General features: G+C 67.8%; 14 protein-coding genes. 11 read left to right on the plus strand and 3 right to left on the minus strand.

The window, feature by feature from the left end:
- Positions 1 to 75: 75 nt before the first annotated feature.
- From BDW41_RS20920 to BDW41_RS20930, 3 genes are all read left to right on the plus strand, one after another.
- The gene (locus BDW41_RS20920) at positions 76 to 2,496 is read left to right on the plus strand and encodes a DEAD/DEAH box helicase (RefSeq protein WP_074552100.1); all 2,421 of its coding nucleotides are present in this window, start codon (positions 76 to 78) and stop codon (positions 2,494 to 2,496) included.
- A complete protein-coding gene (locus tag BDW41_RS20925) occupies positions 2,493 to 3,344 on the plus strand; it encodes a ribonuclease H-like domain-containing protein (RefSeq protein WP_074552099.1) in 852 nt (283 codons plus the stop codon). The genes BDW41_RS20920 and BDW41_RS20925 overlap by 4 nt, the downstream gene beginning before the upstream one ends.
- A 176-nt stretch (positions 3,345 to 3,520) precedes the next feature.
- On the plus strand, positions 3,521 to 4,189 hold the full coding sequence (locus BDW41_RS20930; RefSeq protein WP_083337831.1) for a MarC family protein: 669 nt from the start codon (positions 3,521 to 3,523) through the stop codon (positions 4,187 to 4,189).
- 213 nt (positions 4,190 to 4,402) lie between these two features.
- Here BDW41_RS20930 and BDW41_RS20935 read toward each other — a convergent pair whose 3' ends face one another.
- From BDW41_RS20935 to BDW41_RS20945, 3 genes are read right to left on the minus strand one after another with little or no spacing between them, the layout of a single operon-like run.
- The gene (locus BDW41_RS20935; protein ID WP_074552097.1) at positions 4,403 to 5,131 is read right to left on the minus strand and encodes a cytochrome c biogenesis CcdA family protein; all 729 of its coding nucleotides are present in this window, start codon (positions 5,129 to 5,131) and stop codon (positions 4,403 to 4,405) included.
- Entirely contained in the window at positions 5,131 to 5,517 is a 387-nt protein-coding gene (locus BDW41_RS20940; RefSeq protein WP_074552096.1) for a thioredoxin family protein, read from the minus strand. The genes BDW41_RS20935 and BDW41_RS20940 overlap by 1 nt, the downstream gene beginning before the upstream one ends.
- Positions 5,518 to 5,523: 6 nt before the next feature.
- Entirely contained in the window at positions 5,524 to 6,048 is a 525-nt protein-coding gene (locus tag BDW41_RS20945; protein ID WP_083337835.1) for a DoxX family protein, read from the minus strand.
- Positions 6,049 to 6,323: 275 nt separating this feature from the next.
- Between BDW41_RS20945 and BDW41_RS20950 the strand changes: the two genes are divergently transcribed.
- The 8 genes from BDW41_RS20950 to BDW41_RS20985 all read left to right on the plus strand — a co-directional run bounded on the left by BDW41_RS20950 (position 6,324) and on the right by BDW41_RS20985 (position 15,983).
- Positions 6,324 to 6,608, plus strand: coding sequence for a hypothetical protein (locus tag BDW41_RS20950; protein WP_074552094.1), 285 nt, complete (start codon positions 6,324 to 6,326; stop codon positions 6,606 to 6,608).
- Positions 6,609 to 6,661: 53 nt separating this feature from the next.
- Positions 6,662 to 7,516, plus strand: a complete 855-nt coding sequence (locus BDW41_RS20955; protein WP_074552093.1) for a DUF692 domain-containing protein — start codon at positions 6,662 to 6,664, stop codon at positions 7,514 to 7,516.
- Positions 7,513 to 8,292 (plus strand): DNA-binding domain-containing protein, encoded by a 780-nt coding sequence (locus BDW41_RS20960; RefSeq protein ID WP_074552092.1) that lies wholly within the window; start codon positions 7,513 to 7,515, stop codon positions 8,290 to 8,292. Before BDW41_RS20955 ends, BDW41_RS20960 begins: the two co-directional genes overlap by 4 nt.
- Before the next feature lie 68 nt (positions 8,293 to 8,360).
- Entirely contained in the window at positions 8,361 to 9,275 is a 915-nt protein-coding gene (locus BDW41_RS20965) for an AraC family transcriptional regulator (RefSeq protein WP_074552091.1), read from the plus strand.
- A gap of 139 nt (positions 9,276 to 9,414) precedes the next feature.
- Positions 9,415 to 11,382 (plus strand): serine hydrolase domain-containing protein, encoded by a 1,968-nt coding sequence (locus BDW41_RS20970; RefSeq protein WP_233496977.1) that lies wholly within the window; start codon positions 9,415 to 9,417, stop codon positions 11,380 to 11,382.
- A 27-nt stretch (positions 11,383 to 11,409) separates the two neighbouring features.
- Positions 11,410 to 11,766, plus strand: a complete 357-nt coding sequence (locus BDW41_RS20975; protein ID WP_158537019.1) for an MliC family protein — start codon at positions 11,410 to 11,412, stop codon at positions 11,764 to 11,766.
- A 226-nt stretch (positions 11,767 to 11,992) separates the two neighbouring features.
- Positions 11,993 to 14,929, plus strand: coding sequence for a TonB-dependent receptor (locus tag BDW41_RS20980; RefSeq protein WP_074552089.1), 2,937 nt, complete (start codon positions 11,993 to 11,995; stop codon positions 14,927 to 14,929).
- A 43-nt stretch (positions 14,930 to 14,972) separates the two neighbouring features.
- Positions 14,973 to 15,983: a hypothetical protein gene (locus BDW41_RS20985; protein WP_074552088.1), complete on the plus strand. Its 1,011-nt coding sequence runs from the start codon at positions 14,973 to 14,975 to the stop codon at positions 15,981 to 15,983.
- Positions 15,984 to 15,987: the final 4 nt, after the last annotated feature.

Consider the following 15,987-nt stretch of genomic DNA (forward strand, 5'->3'; position numbering starts at 1 on the left):
CAAGGGCAAGGGCCGCCCGTCTCAGAAATTGAGACGGCCCGCGGGTGCAATGCCGTCCCCGGATGGAGCGCACGCATGAACGCCTTGCCCAACCCCTTGGCCCAACGCGCGGTGCGCGGCGATGGCGCGCTGGCCGCGCCCGCTTCCGGCGGCGATCAGCTGGCCCGGCGGCTGGCGAAGCGCTATGGCGACCGTATCACTGGCTCGTTCGTGCTGCCGGGGCGCGAGGGACAGTTCGCCGCCCTGCCCGGCGACATGCCGTCCGCGCTGGCGCAGGCGCTGCGTTCGCGCGGCATCGGCCAGCTCTATGCGCACCAGGCGCAGGCGTGGAACGCCACCGCCGCCGGCGAGCACGTGGTGATCGCCACGCCCACGGCCTCGGGCAAGTCGCTGTGCTACACGCTGCCGGTGATCAGCGCGGCGATTCGCCAGCGCGCCAAGGCGCTGTTCCTGTTTCCCACCAAGGCGCTGGCGCAGGACCAGGTGGCGGAGTTGCTGGAGCTCAACCAGGCGGGCGACCTGGGCGTGAAGGCCTTCACTTTCGACGGCGATACGCCGGGCGATGCGCGGCAGGCGATCCGCCTGCACGGTGACATCGTGGTGAGCAACCCGGACATGCTGCACCAGGCCATCCTGCCGCATCACACCAAGTGGGCGCAGTTCTTCGAGAACCTGCGCTACGTGGTGATCGACGAGGTGCATACCTATCGCGGCGTGTTCGGCTCGCACGTCGCCAACGTGCTGCGCCGGCTGCAGCGCGTGTGCGCGTTCTATGGCGTGTCGCCGCAGTTCATCCTGTGCTCGGCCACCATCGGCAACCCGGCGGAACATGCCAGCGCGCTGATCGAGCAGCCCGTCACCGCGATCACCGAGAGCGGCGCGCCGGTGGGCGAGAAGCACGTGCTGCTGTGGAATCCGCCGGTGGTGAACCCGGATCTGGGCCTGCGCGCTTCGGCGCGTTCGCAATCCAACCGCATCGCGCGCACGGCGATCCGCGCGGGCCTGAAGACGCTGGTGTTCGCGCAGTCACGCCTGATGGTGGAAGTGCTCACCAAGTACCTCAAGGACGTGTTCGACAACGACCCGCGCAAGCCGCCGCGCATCCGCGCGTATCGCGGCGGCTACCTGCCGACGGAACGCCGCGCGGCGGAACGCGAGATGCGCGCGGGGCAAGTCGATGGCATCGTCAGCACCTCCGCGCTGGAACTGGGCGTGGATATCGGCGCGCTCGACGTGGTGGTGCTCAACGGCTATCCCGGCAGCGTGGCCGCCACGTGGCAGCGCTTCGGGCGCGCGGGCCGCCGCCAGCAGGCGTCGCTGGGCGTGCTGGTGGCCAGCAGCGATCCGCTGGACCAGTATCTGGTGCGCCATCCGGAGTTCTTCCAGGGCGCGCCGCCGGAGCATGCGCGCATCGCGGCGGACCAGCCGCTGATCCTGCTCGATCACATCCGCTGCGCCGCGTTCGAGCTGCCCTTCAAGGACGGCGAACTGTTCGGCCCGCAGGACGCCACGCCGTGGCTGCAGGTGCTCGCCGAAGAAGGCGTGCTGCACCAGGAGGGCGAACGCTTCGAGTGGATCGCCGACAGCTATCCCGCCAACGCCGTGTCGCTGCGTTCCGTGGCGGATGGCAACTTCGTGGTGGTGGATCGCACCGACGGCCGGCAGACCATCGTGGCCGAGGTGGATTTCAGCGCCGCCTCGCTCACCTTGTACGAGGGCGCGATCCACATGATCCAGTCGGTGCCGTACCAGGTGGAACGGCTGGACTGGAACGGACGCAAGGCCTTCGTTACGCGCACCAATGTGGACTACTACACCGACGCCATCGACTACACCAAGCTGAAAGTGCTGGAAGCGTTCGACGGCTCGCCGGCGGGCGCGGGCAGCGCGCATCACGGCGAGGTGCACGTGGCGCGCCGCGTGGCCGGCTACAAGAAGATCCGCTACTACACGCACGAGAACATCGGCTACGGCCCGGTGAACCTGCCCGACCTGGAACTGCACACCACGGCCGTGTGGTGGCAGCTGCCGCAGCGCGCGCTGGAACAGGCGTTCGATCATCGGCAGGAAGCACTCGACGGTTTTCTCGCGGCCGCGCATGCGCTGCATATCGTGGCGACGGTGGCGGTGATGGCCGAGGCGCGCGACCTGCAGAAGGCCGTGGGCAGCGGCGACGGCGCATGGTTCGCCACGCCCGATGCCAACGGCCGAGCGCAGCTGCGCTCGGCCTTCGGCGAAGAAGGCGCGCCGATGCTGGGCCCGTTCATTCCCACGCTGTATCTCTACGACGCCTTCCCCGGCGGCGTCGGCCTGAGCGCGCCGCTGTTCGAGCGCCGCGAGGACCTGGTGCGCCTGGCGCGCGAACTGGTGCAGCGCTGCGATTGCCGCGCGGGCTGCCCCGCCTGCGTGGGCCCGGTGCTCGCCGTGGACGAGCAGAACGAACGCTCGCTGAAATCGCTCGCCACGCGCGTGCTCGACCTGATCGTCGCACTGTGAGCGCACTGGCCGACAAGCTGCGCGGCCTGCGCCGCCAGGCGGGCGTGCAGCCGCCCGCGCCTGCTCCCGTGCCGCCGCGAGCGCGCCCGGAGCTGCCGGACAACATCCGTCAGTTGCTAGGCATTCGCCAGCGCGCGAAAAGCTCGCCTCCACGCAAGGTCGCCGGCGAGCCCACGGCGGTGCCCGGCGAAACGATCGCGCCGGGCCTGCAGCTGTGCGAAGCGCGCACCGCGTGGCCGCCGATGCCGCCCGCGTTCCATGCCGCGTTCGCGCGCATCGACGCGGTGATCGACCCCGCGCGCCTGGTCCTGTTCGATACCGAAACCACCGGCCTCGCCGGCGGCACGGGCACGCGCGCCTTCATGATCGGCGTGGGCGACTGGCACGAAGGCGCGTTCCGCGAGCGCCAGCTGCTCATCACCACGCTGGCGGGCGAGGCGGCGATGCTCGACCACTTCGCGTCATGGCTGCGGCCGGACGCGGTGCTGGTGAGCTACAACGGCAAGTCGTACGACGCGCCGCTGCTGAAGACGCGCTTCCGCCTGCACCAGCGCGCCTGTCCGCTGGAAGGCCTGATGCATATCGACCTGCTGCATCCCGTGCGGCGGCGCTGGTGCGGCGCGTGGGAAAACTGCCGGCTCGCCACCGCCGAACGCCAGTTGCTGCAGGTGGTGCGCGAAGACGACCTGCCCGGCGCCGAGGCGCCCGCGGCATGGCTGGGCTTCCTGCGCGGCGGCTCGGCCGGGTCGCTGCACCGCGTGGCCCGGCACAACAGCCAGGATCTGCGCAGCCTCGGCGGCATCCTTCACCGGTTTGCGGCAGACGATGACGCATCGGCCTGCGTTTGAGCCGAACCCTCGTGCTAGGGATGCTCTGATCTATTCAACGTGGATGCCACCCGCGTTGAATAGATCAGAGCATCCCTAGCTTGCTTCGGCCCGATGGCCTCTTGTCCGGGCGACCTGTCCATGCTGCGATGTGCGCATGGCGCAACACTGCCGATAGATGCCGGGGAGCGGCGAGCATGCTGAAGGATTTCACCCAGACCGCCCTGCTGCTGATCACGGGCCTGTTTCCCATCATCAATCCCATCGGCTCGGCCTTCATCGTGCTGAGCATGATTCCCGGCACCTCGCCCGCGGAACGCACGGACCTGGCCTGGCGCATCACCATCAACAGCTTCGCCATCCTGCTGGTGTCGCTGGTGCTGGGCGCCTATGTGCTGACCTTCTTCGGCATTTCCATCCCGGTGCTGCGCGTGGCCGGCGGCATGATCATCGCCGTGGCGGGCTGGAACCTGCTGCAGAAGCCGGACGACGACGAGGCCAGCATGAAGGCGCAGGAGGTCAAGGGCCCCAGCCGCAGCGGCTCGCTGGCTTCCAAGGCGTTCTACCCGCTGACCCTGCCGCTGATGGTCGGTCCCGGTTCCATCTCGGTGGCGATCGCGCTGGGCACCAGTTCGCCGCGCGAGGGCCTGTCGGTGGCGCACTACCTTGGCGTGCTGGCGGCGCTGCTCGCGCTCAGCGCCAGCATCTATGCCTGCATGCGCTTCGCCGACACGCTGGAACGATGGCTGGGCGCGGCCGGCACCAAGATCGTGATGCGGCTGTTCGCGCTGGTCACCTTCTGCATCGGCATGCAGCTGTTGTGGCTGGGGCTTTCCGAGCTGCTGGGTTCGGTCAAGCCGAGCTGAGGGCTTGCTTCCTTACAATCCGCCCAACATTTCCTAGCCGTCATTCCGGCGCAGGCCGGAATCCAGTGACGGGAGCGGTCGGTTGTCGCGTGGCTTCAAAGCATTTGGCCCTTCCGCGTAAACCGCGCAACAAGGCCACTGGATTCCGGCCTGCGCCGGAATGACGAGTGGCGGAGTTGAAGGGTTTCGGGATCCAAGCTTTTGAAAAGGCTTTCACAGTGACGTCGTCAGCCGCGTCAGCCACTCCGGACTGACGGACAACACGAGAGCCTCGAAGCGGCGGTCGAGGCCGGTCAGCACCAGCACGCCGATCAGCACGAAGCACGCGCCCAATACCGACTTGGCGACGCCGCCCACCGACAGCAGCGCGCCGCGCATGCGCGTCATCGCCGCGCCGGACACGGTGCTCAGCACCAGCAACGGCAAGCCCGCGCCAAGGCCGAACAGCAGCATCAGCAAGGCGATCTGCGCGAGATTCCGCCCTTGCGCCGCCAGCGTGGTGGCCGCGCCCAGCGTCGGCCCGACGCATGGGCTCCATACCAGCCCCAGCAGCAGGCCGGTCAGGAATTGGCTGAGGCCGCCTTCGCCATGCACCGAACCCAGCGCCTGCTGGCCCGTGTTGCCCAGCCGTGCGGTGACGCGTGCAAACGCACGCTGCAAGGGCGGCACCAGCATCACGGCGCCGAACAGCACCATCATCGATGCGGCGATGCGGCGCAACGTCGCCGCGTCCAGCCCGATGGACGCACCCAGCGTCGCGATCACCGTGCCGGTGAAGGCGAACGACAGGCCCAGGCCCAGCGCCAGCATGGCCCCGCCCCAGCGGTGCCGCGACAGGGCCGACGCGAGCAGGATGGGCAAGATCGGCAACACGCACGGCGAGAGCAGCGTGGCCATGCCGGCGAGAAAGCCGAGCGCATAGGTGCCGACGCCGAAATCCATCAGAGCGCCTGCTCCAGCACCGCACGAATCGCGGCCTCCGAAGTCTGCCCGGTCGAACGCGTCACTTCATGGCCCTGCCTGAACACCACGAAGGTGGATTGCTGCGACACGCCGAGGGATTTCTCCAGCGCGGTTTCCTTGTCGAAGTCCGCGACGAAGATGGTCACGTCCTTGAAGTGGGCATCCTTCGACAGTCGATCCACGATGGGCTGCTGCGCGCGGCAGGTCGGGCACCAGTCCGCATGCAGGTAGACCACCACGGGCTTGCCCGCCGCGACCGCCTCCGTGTATTGCGCCTGGGTGAACGGAACCTCGGCGGCCGCCGCCTGGCCCGCCAGCGCGAGCCACAGCGTGGTGATGGCGAGGCGCAGGGTACTCGTCTTCATGGGAAGTCACTCCTGTACGTAACGATCAGTCGGCGACGGACGCATGCCGATGCGCGGCGCCACGGCGGAACCATCGCCGGAACGGATACCCAGCGCGCGCGCCACCAGCGTGTCCAGGCTGGCCTTGCCGGGGCCGCTGACCAGCAGCCAGAAGAAGATCAGGCTGTAGACGATCTCGTCCGCTTCCACGTAGTCGTCCAGGCTCATGAGGTTGGCCGATACCACCAGCGTCACCGCCACCGCCATGTTGATCAGCATGGGAATGCACACCAGCCGCGTGAACAGGCCGAGCATGATCAGCAGGCCGCCGACCAGTTCCGTCCATGCGGAAAGGCCCGCGCTGAACGCGGGAAACGGAATGCCCCAGCCAACGAAGCGCTGGGTGAAACCGTCCAGGTTGTGCACCTTGGCGATGCCGGTTTCCAGCCAGAAGTAGCCGAACACCACGCGCACCACGAGCGGGCCGATCCACTCGATGCGATGTAGCCATTCGAGCAGGCGCGATGCCTTGTCGGCGATGAACTGACGCATGACGGCATATCCGTGAAAGGAAAGTGCGGTGATGATGCGAAGCGCCACCGCGTGCCGCCATGGCTGTGCGTCCATGCTTTCTTGCCCGCCGTCCGATCCTGCGCGCGGCCTTTCAACGCCGGACGATCGGGCACAAATCGGGGACGCCCGGGGACAGCCGCCGGCCGCGCTCCTGTCGACAATGCCATCGTCGGCTCCCGCCTCGGACACGTGTCCAGCCCGACGTTCCGCTATCCGCGCCGCCACCGGCGGCCATCACCAGACAGGAGTGTTCCATGAAGACCAACAAGCTCAACGGTGCCGCCATGGCGATGATGGTTGCCGGCCTGTTCGCCGCTTCCGCCATGTCCGCCTCCGCCGCCGAGAAGACCACGGGCAGCAACGCCGCCGACACCGCCGCCGTGAAGTGCGTGAACTCGTCGTCCTGCAAGGGCCACGGCGCCTGCAAGCAGGCCACCAACGCCTGCAAGGGCCAGAACGCGTGCAAGGGCCAGGGCTTCACCATGCAGAAGAGCCAGGCCGATTGCGAAGCGGCCCAGGCCGCGGCCAAGCAGGCGTAAGACCTGCAGGCGGGGTTTCCACGCCGCGTGTGGAGGCCCCGCCAACCTTCGCCATGAAGACCATCAAGCAAGCTTCCCGCGAATTGCCGTATCTCGGCTTCGGCCTGGGCCTGCGCGTCGATCACTACGAAGCACTGCTCGACGAACCGGGCCAGGTGGAATGGCTGGAGATCGTCTCCGAAAACTACCTGGTGCCGGGCGGACGCCCGCTGCGCTGGCTGGAACGCTTCCGCGAACGTTTCCCGCTGGTGATGCACGGCGTGTCGATGTCCATCGGCGGCACCGATCCGCTCGACCTCGATTACCTCGATCAACTCGCCGCGCTGGCCCGCCATGTGCAGCCCGCGTGGATCTCCGATCACCTTTGCTGGACCGGTGTGGCCGGCGTGAACCTGCATGACCTGATGCCGCTCCCGTATACGGAGGAGGCGCTGGCCCACGTGGTGGACCGCGTGCGGCGCGTGCAGGACCGGCTGGGCCGGCGCATCCTGCTGGAGAACGTGTCCAGCTACATCAGCTTCGCGCAGTCGCAGCTGACCGAATGGGAATTCCTGGCCGCCGTCGCCGAGCGCGCGGACAGCCTGATCCTGCTGGACATCAACAACGTGCACGTCAGCGCGCACAACCATGGATTCTCCGCGCTGGATTACCTGGACGGCCTGCCGCCCGCTCGTGTGCAGCAGTTCCATCTCGCCGGACACGAACAAGGCGGCGCGCTGCTGATCGACACGCACGATGCGCCGGTGGTGGATGCCGTGTGGGATCTCTACCTGGAAGCCGTACGCCGCTTTGGCCGCGTGTCCACCATGATCGAGCGCGACGACCACATTCCCCCACTCGCCGAGCTACGCGCGGAGCTGGATCACGCACGCATGCTTGCCGATGCGCTGCTGCAGGAGGCTGCGTGAGCGACCTTCGCGGCTTGCAGCTGCAGCTGGCCGATGCGCTGCGCGCCTCTGCCGCGCCGCGCATCGCTTCGCTGCGTGGCGACGGCGTGGCCGACGAGGCGAGCCGGCTGGCGGTGTATCACCACGGCTATCGCCTGCGCTTGCGCGAGGCACTGGCGGTGGAGTTTCCCGGCCTGTCGCTGCTCGCCGGCCGCCGTTTCGCGGAGTTGCTGGACGGCTACGTGGCGGCGCATCCGTCGACGCACTTCAATATCCGCTGGCACGGCGCGGGGCTGGCCGCCTTTCTTGCCGCCACGCCGTCTTGGCGCGACCGCCCCGAACTGGCCGAAGCCGCAGGATTGGACTGGGCGATTTCCATCGCGTTCGACGCGGCGGATCAGGCGCCGATCGATGCCGACGCGCTCGCGCACATGGCCCCCGATGCGTGGGCCGCGATGCGGCTGCACCTGCTGCCGCATGCGCGGCTGCTGCGCGTGACATGCAATGTCGATGCGTTCCGCCGCGCGGCCGACCGTGGCACGCCGCGCCCGACACTGCGCCGCCTTGCGCAGGCCCGCCACCTGCTCGTGTGGCGGCCCGCGCTGGACGTGCGTTACCGGACGGTGGCCGCCGACGAACTCGCGGCCCTGCAAGGCGTGCTGGACGGCGCATGTTTCGGCACGCTGTGCGAACGCGCCGCCGAACGCCATGGCGCCGCGGCCGCCTTGCCCCGCATGGCGGCCCTGCTCGGGCGCTGGCTGGACGATGGCCTGATCGGGCGCATCGACGCGCCCTGACCCGGACGATGTAACCGCGGCCCATCCCACGGCGAAGGACCCAGGGAGACATTCGCCAGAGGGACGCCATGTACATCGAACCGAACCCGTCGCTGCCCCCGGGCCCGCGCCCGCCACTGGTGGAGCCGGCGCTGGAGTCGCTGCTCAACCGGTCGATGCTGCAGGTACAGGTGGTGGCCGAGCTGCATCGCTGCGGCACCTGGTTCGCCGATGCGCCACGGCACGACTGCGGCCTGTTCCATCTGGTCGGCGCCGGCGGGTGTTCGGTGGAATGCGACGAACTGGACGAGCCCATCGCGCTGGAAGCGGGCGACCTGGTGATCTTTCCGCATGGCACGCCGCATCGCCTGGGCGACACGGGCACCGCGGACACACCGGAGACCAGCCTGATCTGCGGCGAGTTCCGCTTCACCGGCGCGTCGCAGCACCCGCTCAGCCTGGCGCTGCCGTCCTGCATGGTGATCCATGCGTCCCGCGCCAGCACCACCTTCCGCCAGCTGGCCACCACCATGGCGGACGTGGTGCATGCCGACTGCGCCGGCCGCCACGTACTGCTCAACAAGCTGGCCGATGCCTTGTTCACGCTGGCCATCTGCGACTACTCGCGGCATACCGGCGAGCGGCAGGGCCTGTTTGCCTCGCTGGCCGATCCGCGCATCGCGCGCGTGCTGCAGGCGGTGCACGACCATCCCGGAAAGGCTTGGACCATGCAGTCCATGGCCGCGCTGGCCTGCATGTCGCGCTCCGCCTTCGCCGAGCGCTTCACCCAGCTGATGAAGCTGCCGCCCATCCAGTACCTCACCCAATGGCGCGTAAGCATGGCCGAGCAGATGCTGCGCGACCGCCAGCAATCCGTGGCGGGCATTGCCCAGCAACTGGGTTACAGCAGCGAGGCCGCCTTCCGCCGACTGTTCAAGCGCGTGAGCGGCGTATGCCCCGGCCGCGTGCGTGGCGAAGGCCTGCGCGCCGCCAGCATCAATTGAACGGCGCGCCCGCGCGGCCAAGCACTGGCGTCACCACGCCACGCGAGTAGACTCCCCCCGATCACCCGTGCCATCGATCTTCGCGCGCCGGGCTATTGGCGCGCGACCGCAGAGCGTCCCCTCGCCGCGAGGTACCTCCATGTTGATGCGTTGCGTAGCGTTTATCGGGTTGTTCGCGTGGACCATCGCGTCGCCGGCTGCGCCCGCAGCGGCAGCGGTGAAGGCGGATACGCCGAAAACGACATCCACCGGCACGCAATTCGTGGTGCCCGCTGAATGGGCCATCCACGTCGCCGGCAACAAGGTCACGCTGGACCCGCCCGAGGAGGGCTCGCAGGCGGTGCTGGTCGACGTGAAGGCGAGCACGCCCGACGAGGCCGTGACGCAAGCCTGGAAAGCCTATGCGCCCGCCAGGACCTGGCCGCTGCAGGTGGCGAGCGATGTCGCGCCGCGCGACGACTGGGACCAGATCCGCATCTACAACTACGAAACCTCGGCCAACGACAAGCGCAGCGTCACCGCCATCGCCTATCGCCATGACAGGCAGTACACGGTGCTGATCTACGACATGGCCAATGCCGTGGGCGAAAAGCGCGCCTCGCAGCTGCGCGCCATCTCCGACCGCCTGCTGCCCAAGGGCTACAAGCGCGAGAGCTTCGCGGGCAAGACGGCCCATCCGCTGGATGACGCGCGCGTCGACACGCTCAAGGCGTTCGTGGACAACGCGCGCAAGGCCTATGACGTGCCGGGCGTGGCGATCGGCCTGATCGACCACGGCAAGGTGGTATTCGCGGGCGGCTTCGGCGTGCGCGAGCTTGGCAAGCCCACGCCCATCGATGCCGACACGCTGTTCATGATCGCCTCCAACACCAAGGCGCTCACCACGCTGATGCTGGCGCGCGAAGTGGACCAGCAGCGGTTCACCTGGAACACACCGGTGGTGAAGGTGATGCCGTCGTTCAAGCTGGGCGATGCGGATACCACGCGGCAGGTACTGATCCGTCACCTGATCTGCGCCTGCACGGGCATGCCGCGGCAGGACATGGAGTGGGTGCTCAACAGCCGCGACGCCACGCCGGAAACGGTGATGAAGGCGCTCTCGGGCATGCAGCCCACCAGCCGGTTCGGCGAGCTGTTCCAGTATTCCAACCTGATGGCCGCCGCCGCGGGCTATATCGGCGGCCACGTGCTGTATCCCCAGCTGGAACTGGGCGCCGCCTACGACCTTGCCATGCAGAAGCAGGTGTTCGACCCGCTGGGCATGAAGATCACCACCTTCGACTACGACCGCGCCCTGCTCGGCAACCACGCCACGCCGCACGGCCTGGATGTGGACGGCCATACCGCCATCGCCGCCATGGGCATCAACGATTCCATCCGCGCGGCGCGACCCGCCGGCGCGGCGTGGAGTTCGGTGAGCGACATGCTGCGCTACGTGCGCATGGAACTGGCCGACGGCCTGCTGCCGGACGGCAGCCGCTACGTATCCAGAGAGGCCCTGCTCGAACGGCGCAAGCCCAACGTGGCGCTGGGCACCACCGCCACCTACGGCATGGGCCTGATGGTGGACCGCACCTGGGGCATCCCCGTGGTGCATCACGGCGGCGACCTTGCCGGTTTCCACTCCGACATGATCTGGCTGCCGGAGCAGGACGTGGGCGCGGTGATCCTGACCAACGCGGACGCCGGCGTATTCATTCGCGGCCCGTTCCAGCGCCGCCTGCTCGAGGTGCTGTTCGACGGCAAGCCGCAGGCGCAGGGCGACGTCGACGCGGGCGTGAAGCGGCTGAAGGCGGAGATCGCCGCCGTGCGCAAGCGCCTGGTGGTGCCGGCCGATCCCGCGGAGGCAGCGAAGCTGGCGGAGAACTACCGCAACCCCGCCGTGGGCAGTATCCAGGTGGACCGCAGCGGCAAGAGCACCGTGTTCAACTTTGGCGCGTGGCGCAGCGAAGTGGCCTCGCGCAAGAACGACGACGGCTCCGTCTCCTTCATCACCATATCGCCGGGCTCGGACGGCTACGAGTTCGTGGTGTCGGGCACGGCGGACAACCGCAAGCTGGTGCTGCGCGACGAGCAGCACGAATACGTCTACGACGAGGTGAGGTAGGCCATGAACGGAACAGGCAGGGCGTGCTTGCGTGTCGCACCTCTCGCCACCGCACTGGCGGGCCCGGCGGCGATGGCCGGCGCGCAGCACCTGCCGCCGCTGCCGGTGGACAGCACGCTGGTGCGCGACTACCGCTGCCAGGGCGGCGCATCGCTGCACGTCACCTACTACAACCGCCAGGGCGGACAGAGCTTCGCGCAGCTGACGGTGAAGGGTCAGCCGATGCTGTTCGTGGATACGCTGGCCGCCTCGGGCGTGCGCTACGTCGCCGGCCCCTACGTGTGGTGGACCAAGGGCGACGGTGGCGATCTCTACGACCAGACCGCCGGCCCGGACGCGGCGCCGATCCTCGCCGGATGCACGTCCGCTTCACGCCAGCGCTGACGTTTTCCTCATCACGCTGAACCGTCCACGCCCGTTCCTTCAGCTACCTGAGCAGCTTGCTGCGTCGCATGATGACGCGGCAAATTCTCTCGCCCATGCTCTCGCCGCACGCAGGAACCTACCGCCCGTCGGCTTGATCGCATGATCCTGCCAACCATGTAAGTCCCTGCGTCGGGCCGTGCTGGGGAGCACGGTTACCTACATACATAACGACATGGGGAAGGGAATGAATTGCCGTCGCTCTCGGGGTTTTGCCGCACGTTCCATCGGGGCCAGGCGCCCGCTCGCCATCGCCTGCATCGCCGCCCTGCTCGCCGCCACCGGTATGCCGGCGCTGGCCCAGCAGACGCAGGACCAGCCGACCGCCACCACGCCGCCGAACGCCAAGGCCGCGCCGACCACGGCGAAACCGGCCAAGCCTGAGGAAAAACCGGCGCCCAAGTCCGAGAACCGGGCGACCAATCTCGACGCCATCGTGGTCACCGGCATCGCCGGCAGTATCGAGAACGCGCTCAAGACCAAGGAAAACGCCAACAACATCGTCGAGGCGATCTCCGCCGAGGACATCGGCAAGCTGCCCGACGCCAGCATCGCCGAGAGCCTGGCGCGCCTGCCCGGCCTGGCTACGCAGCGCGTGGACGGCCGCGCGGACCAGATCTCCATCCGCGGCCTGTCGCCCGACTTCGCCGGCACCACGCTCAATGGCCGCGAGCAGGCGACCATCGGCGAAAACCGCGGCGTGGAGTTCGACCAGTACCCGGCCGAGCTGATCAGCGGCGCGGTGGTCTACAAGACGCCCGACGCCAGCCTGATCGGCCAGGGCCTGTCCGGCACGATGGACCTGCACACGCTGCATCCGCTGGACCTGCCCAACCGCGCCATCGCCGCCAACCTGCGCGGCGAGTACACCACCAACGGCAAGCAGAACCCCGGCACGGACACGGGCAACCTGGGCCATCGCGCCAGCTTCTCGTACGTGGACCAGTTCCTCGACCACACACTGGGCCTGGCCGTGGGCTTCGCGCAGCTCGATTCGCCCATCCAGGAAAAGCAGTACCAGGCCTGGTGGTGGAGCAAGGACAACGGCCCCGGCAGCATCGAGGACGCATGGGGCGGCCCGCACACGCCAGGCATGCCGGACAACGTGATCTCGCAGGAAGGCATGCAGCTGCGCGCGCAATCGGAAAACCAGCTGCGCAACGGCCTGATGGCCGTGCTGGAGTGGGCGCCGAACGACTGGTACCACGGCACGCTGGATACGTACTACTCCACCTTCAACGAGAAGAAGTACACCAACGGCGTGCAGTGGGCGAGCGGCCCTTACGACAATGCGGGTGCCGCCGTGTACAGCAACGTGGGCACGGTGCCCGCGTCGCCGTATCCCATCGTCACCACCGGCAGCATCGCCAACATCCGCCCGATCCTGCAGAACGAGTACACCAAGGAACACGACAAGCTGTTCTCGGTGGGTTGGAACAACCAGTTCACCTTCGGCAACGGCTGGGAGGCGATGGCGGATCTCTCGTATTCCAGCGCCAAGAAGGACCTGCACGACGCCTACCTGTTCGCCGGCATTCCGAACCAGGGCACGACCGGCGTGCAGTTCGCCACGCCGCAGAATTACGGCTTTCCGAACTTCCAGACCGGCGCGAACCTGGCCGACCCGTCGGCGATCCAGTTCACCGACCCGGACGACTACGGCTACAACGGCCGCCAGGAATTCGACCACCAGGACGACCACATCAAGGCGATCCGCCTGCAGGTGTCGCACCCGGTGGGTTGGATCTTCAGCACGGTCGACGTGGGCGTGAACTACTCCGACCGCAAGAAGACCAAGTCGGCCGACGTCGAGTTCGCCTGGCTCAACGGCAACGGCTCCAGCGGCAGCGCCTACGACCCGGCCTATAGCGTGCCCGTGAACCCGGCGTTCCTCTACGGCTCGACCAACATCGACTACGGCGGCATCGGCCGCATCCTCAACTACAACGTGCTGGGCGCGCTGGCCAACCAGTTCTACCTCACCTCGGGCAACAAGCAGAACGACTGGGCGCGCAATTATTCGGTCGAGGAAAAGGTGCCGGTCGGCTACGTGAAGTTCAACATCGACACGATGCTGGGCGACATCCCCTTGCGCGGCAACGCGGGCGTGCAGTTCGTGCATACCGACCAGTCGTCGGTCGCGCTGCAGACCAATGGCGACAACCTGGTGGCGCCGATCAGCGGTGGCACGACATACAACAACGTGCTGCCCAGCCTCAACCTGATCGCGACGATCGGCGACAAGCAGTACCTGCGCTTCGGCCTGGCCAAGACCATGGCGCGCGGCCGCATCGACGACGAGAAGGTGGCGACCTCCGCCAGCCTCAACCAGGTGGAGAGCGGCCCTGCCGCCGGGCAATACCTGTGGTCGGGCAGCGGCGGCAACCCCAACCTCAAGCCGTACGTCGCGGTGGGCACGGACCTGTCCTGGGAAAAATATTTCGGCAAGGCCAGCTATGTGGCGGTCGCGGTGTTCAACAAGAACCTGTTGAACTACATCTACAACCAGACCGTGCTCAACTACGACTTCTCCAAGTACACCAACGACGACCCGACGCACCCGCCCAGCAGCAACATCGGCTCCTTCACCACGCCGGAAAACGGCACCGGCGGCCGCATGGAAGGCCTGGAGCTGTCCGGCTCGCTGGAAGGCGGCCTGGTGTCGCGCTGGCTGGACGGCTTCGGCATGCAGGGCAATTTCTCGCTGACCAACAGCTCCGTGCCGGTGAGTTCGGTGACCTCGATTCCCGGCGCGCCGTCCACCCTGCCCGGCCTGTCGCGCAAGGTCGCCAACCTCACGCTGTACTACGAGAAGTACGGCTGGTCGTTCCGCATCACCGAACGCTATCGTTCCTCGTTCACCGGCGAAGCGGTCGCGCTGTTCGACCAGCTGGGCTACCAGAAGGTGCTGGCGGACAAGCAGACGGATTTCCAGGCGGGCTACGCGTTCACGCAAGGCAGCTGGAACGGCCTGTCGGTGCTGCTGCAGGTCTACAACCTCACCAACTCGCCCTACAAGACGCAACAGATCTCCAGCCTGCCCGACAACGAGCAGATCGCCCGTCCGCTGGACTACAACACCTGGGGCCGCACGGTGATGTTCGGACTCAACTACAAGCTCTGATCCACGACGATCCGAGCATCCCATCAACGCACAAGGACGTGACATGCGCCGTAGCGCAGCCCTGATCGGCACGACGCTGGCCATCGCGAGCGCGATGGCCAGCGCACAGCAACGCACCGAAGTACCCACCGTCTACGAGGCCGGCCACTTCTACGCCACGCCGGTGCTGGCCGACGGCACGCGCCTGCGGCTGCTGGTGGATACCGGCGGAGGCGGCGGTGCCGGCTGGTTCGTGCTGCAGCGATCCACCGTGGCGCGCCTGCATCTGGCGACCGCCGATTGCACGGTGGATGGCGAGGCGCTGCACACCGTGGCCAGCCTCAGCTATCGCGAAGGCCATGCCTTGCCGGCAAGCAACGCCACGCCCTGCCCTGGCCCCGCGCTGATCATCCCGGGCTGGCAACCCGAGGGCGATGATGGGCAGCTTGGCGCGGGCTACCTGCCGCGCCATGTGTGGACGTTCGATTACCCGGCGCAGAAGCTGTGGCTGGAATCCGCAAGCTGGCAGGCCACACCGGACATGCACCGCGTGGAACTCGGCATGCTCCGCACGGAGAAGGGCGAGCCGCAGACCGGTTTCCTGCGCATTTCCGTGCAGGTGGACGGCGAAACGATCGACCTGCTGCTGGATACCGGCGCCACTGCGCATCCCACCGAGGCCGGCAAGATCGCGGGCACGCCCGTCACCGCCAGCGGCATCGGCGTGGCTTCGTACATCACGCGCACACAGCTCGAGCGTTGGCATCGCGCGCATCCCGACTGGCGCGTGGTGGAGAAAGGCGACGATCTGCTGCCCTCGCAAGGCGCCACGCGGCTGATCGAAGTGCCGCGCCTGGTCGTGGCCGGCTGGGAACTCGGCCCGGTCTGGTTCACCGAGCGGCCCGATGCGAACTTCGCGAACAGGCCGGGCCATGTCGGCAGCTTCGTCGACCGGCCCATCCAGGGCGCGCTGGGCGCCAACGTGTTCCGGCATTTCCGCATGACGCTCGACTATCCCAACGCAACGGCATGGTTCGCCTGCGCCTCGGGCTGCCGCGTAGTGCCCACACCCTGACGGT

The organism is Dyella sp. AtDHG13, assembly GCF_003201105.1.
Classification (GTDB): Bacteria; Pseudomonadota; Gammaproteobacteria; order Xanthomonadales; family Rhodanobacteraceae; genus Dyella; species Dyella jiangningensis_B.

Excerpts from the sequence above, each read along its gene's own strand:
- BDW41_RS20920 (WP_074552100.1), top strand. The coding sequence starts at position 76 with ATGAACGCCTTGCCCAACCCCTTGGCCCAACGCGCGGTGCGCGGCGAT.
- BDW41_RS20930 (WP_083337831.1), top strand. The coding sequence starts at position 3,521 with ATGCTGAAGGATTTCACCCAGACCGCCCTGCTGCTGATCACGGGCCTG.
- BDW41_RS20935 (WP_074552097.1), bottom strand. The coding sequence starts at position 5,131 with ATGGATTTCGGCGTCGGCACCTATGCGCTCGGCTTTCTCGCCGGCATG.
- BDW41_RS20940 (WP_074552096.1), bottom strand. The coding sequence starts at position 5,517 with ATGAAGACGAGTACCCTGCGCCTCGCCATCACCACGCTGTGGCTCGCG.
- BDW41_RS20945 (WP_083337835.1), bottom strand. The coding sequence starts at position 6,048 with ATGCGTCAGTTCATCGCCGACAAGGCATCGCGCCTGCTCGAATGGCTA.
- BDW41_RS20950 (WP_074552094.1), top strand. The coding sequence starts at position 6,324 with ATGAAGACCAACAAGCTCAACGGTGCCGCCATGGCGATGATGGTTGCC.
- BDW41_RS20955 (WP_074552093.1), top strand. The coding sequence starts at position 6,662 with ATGAAGACCATCAAGCAAGCTTCCCGCGAATTGCCGTATCTCGGCTTC.
- BDW41_RS20965 (WP_074552091.1), top strand. The coding sequence starts at position 8,361 with ATGTACATCGAACCGAACCCGTCGCTGCCCCCGGGCCCGCGCCCGCCA.
- BDW41_RS20970 (WP_233496977.1), top strand. The coding sequence starts at position 9,415 with ATGTTGATGCGTTGCGTAGCGTTTATCGGGTTGTTCGCGTGGACCATC.
- BDW41_RS20980 (WP_074552089.1), top strand. The coding sequence starts at position 11,993 with ATGAATTGCCGTCGCTCTCGGGGTTTTGCCGCACGTTCCATCGGGGCC.
- BDW41_RS20985 (WP_074552088.1), top strand. The coding sequence starts at position 14,973 with ATGCGCCGTAGCGCAGCCCTGATCGGCACGACGCTGGCCATCGCGAGC.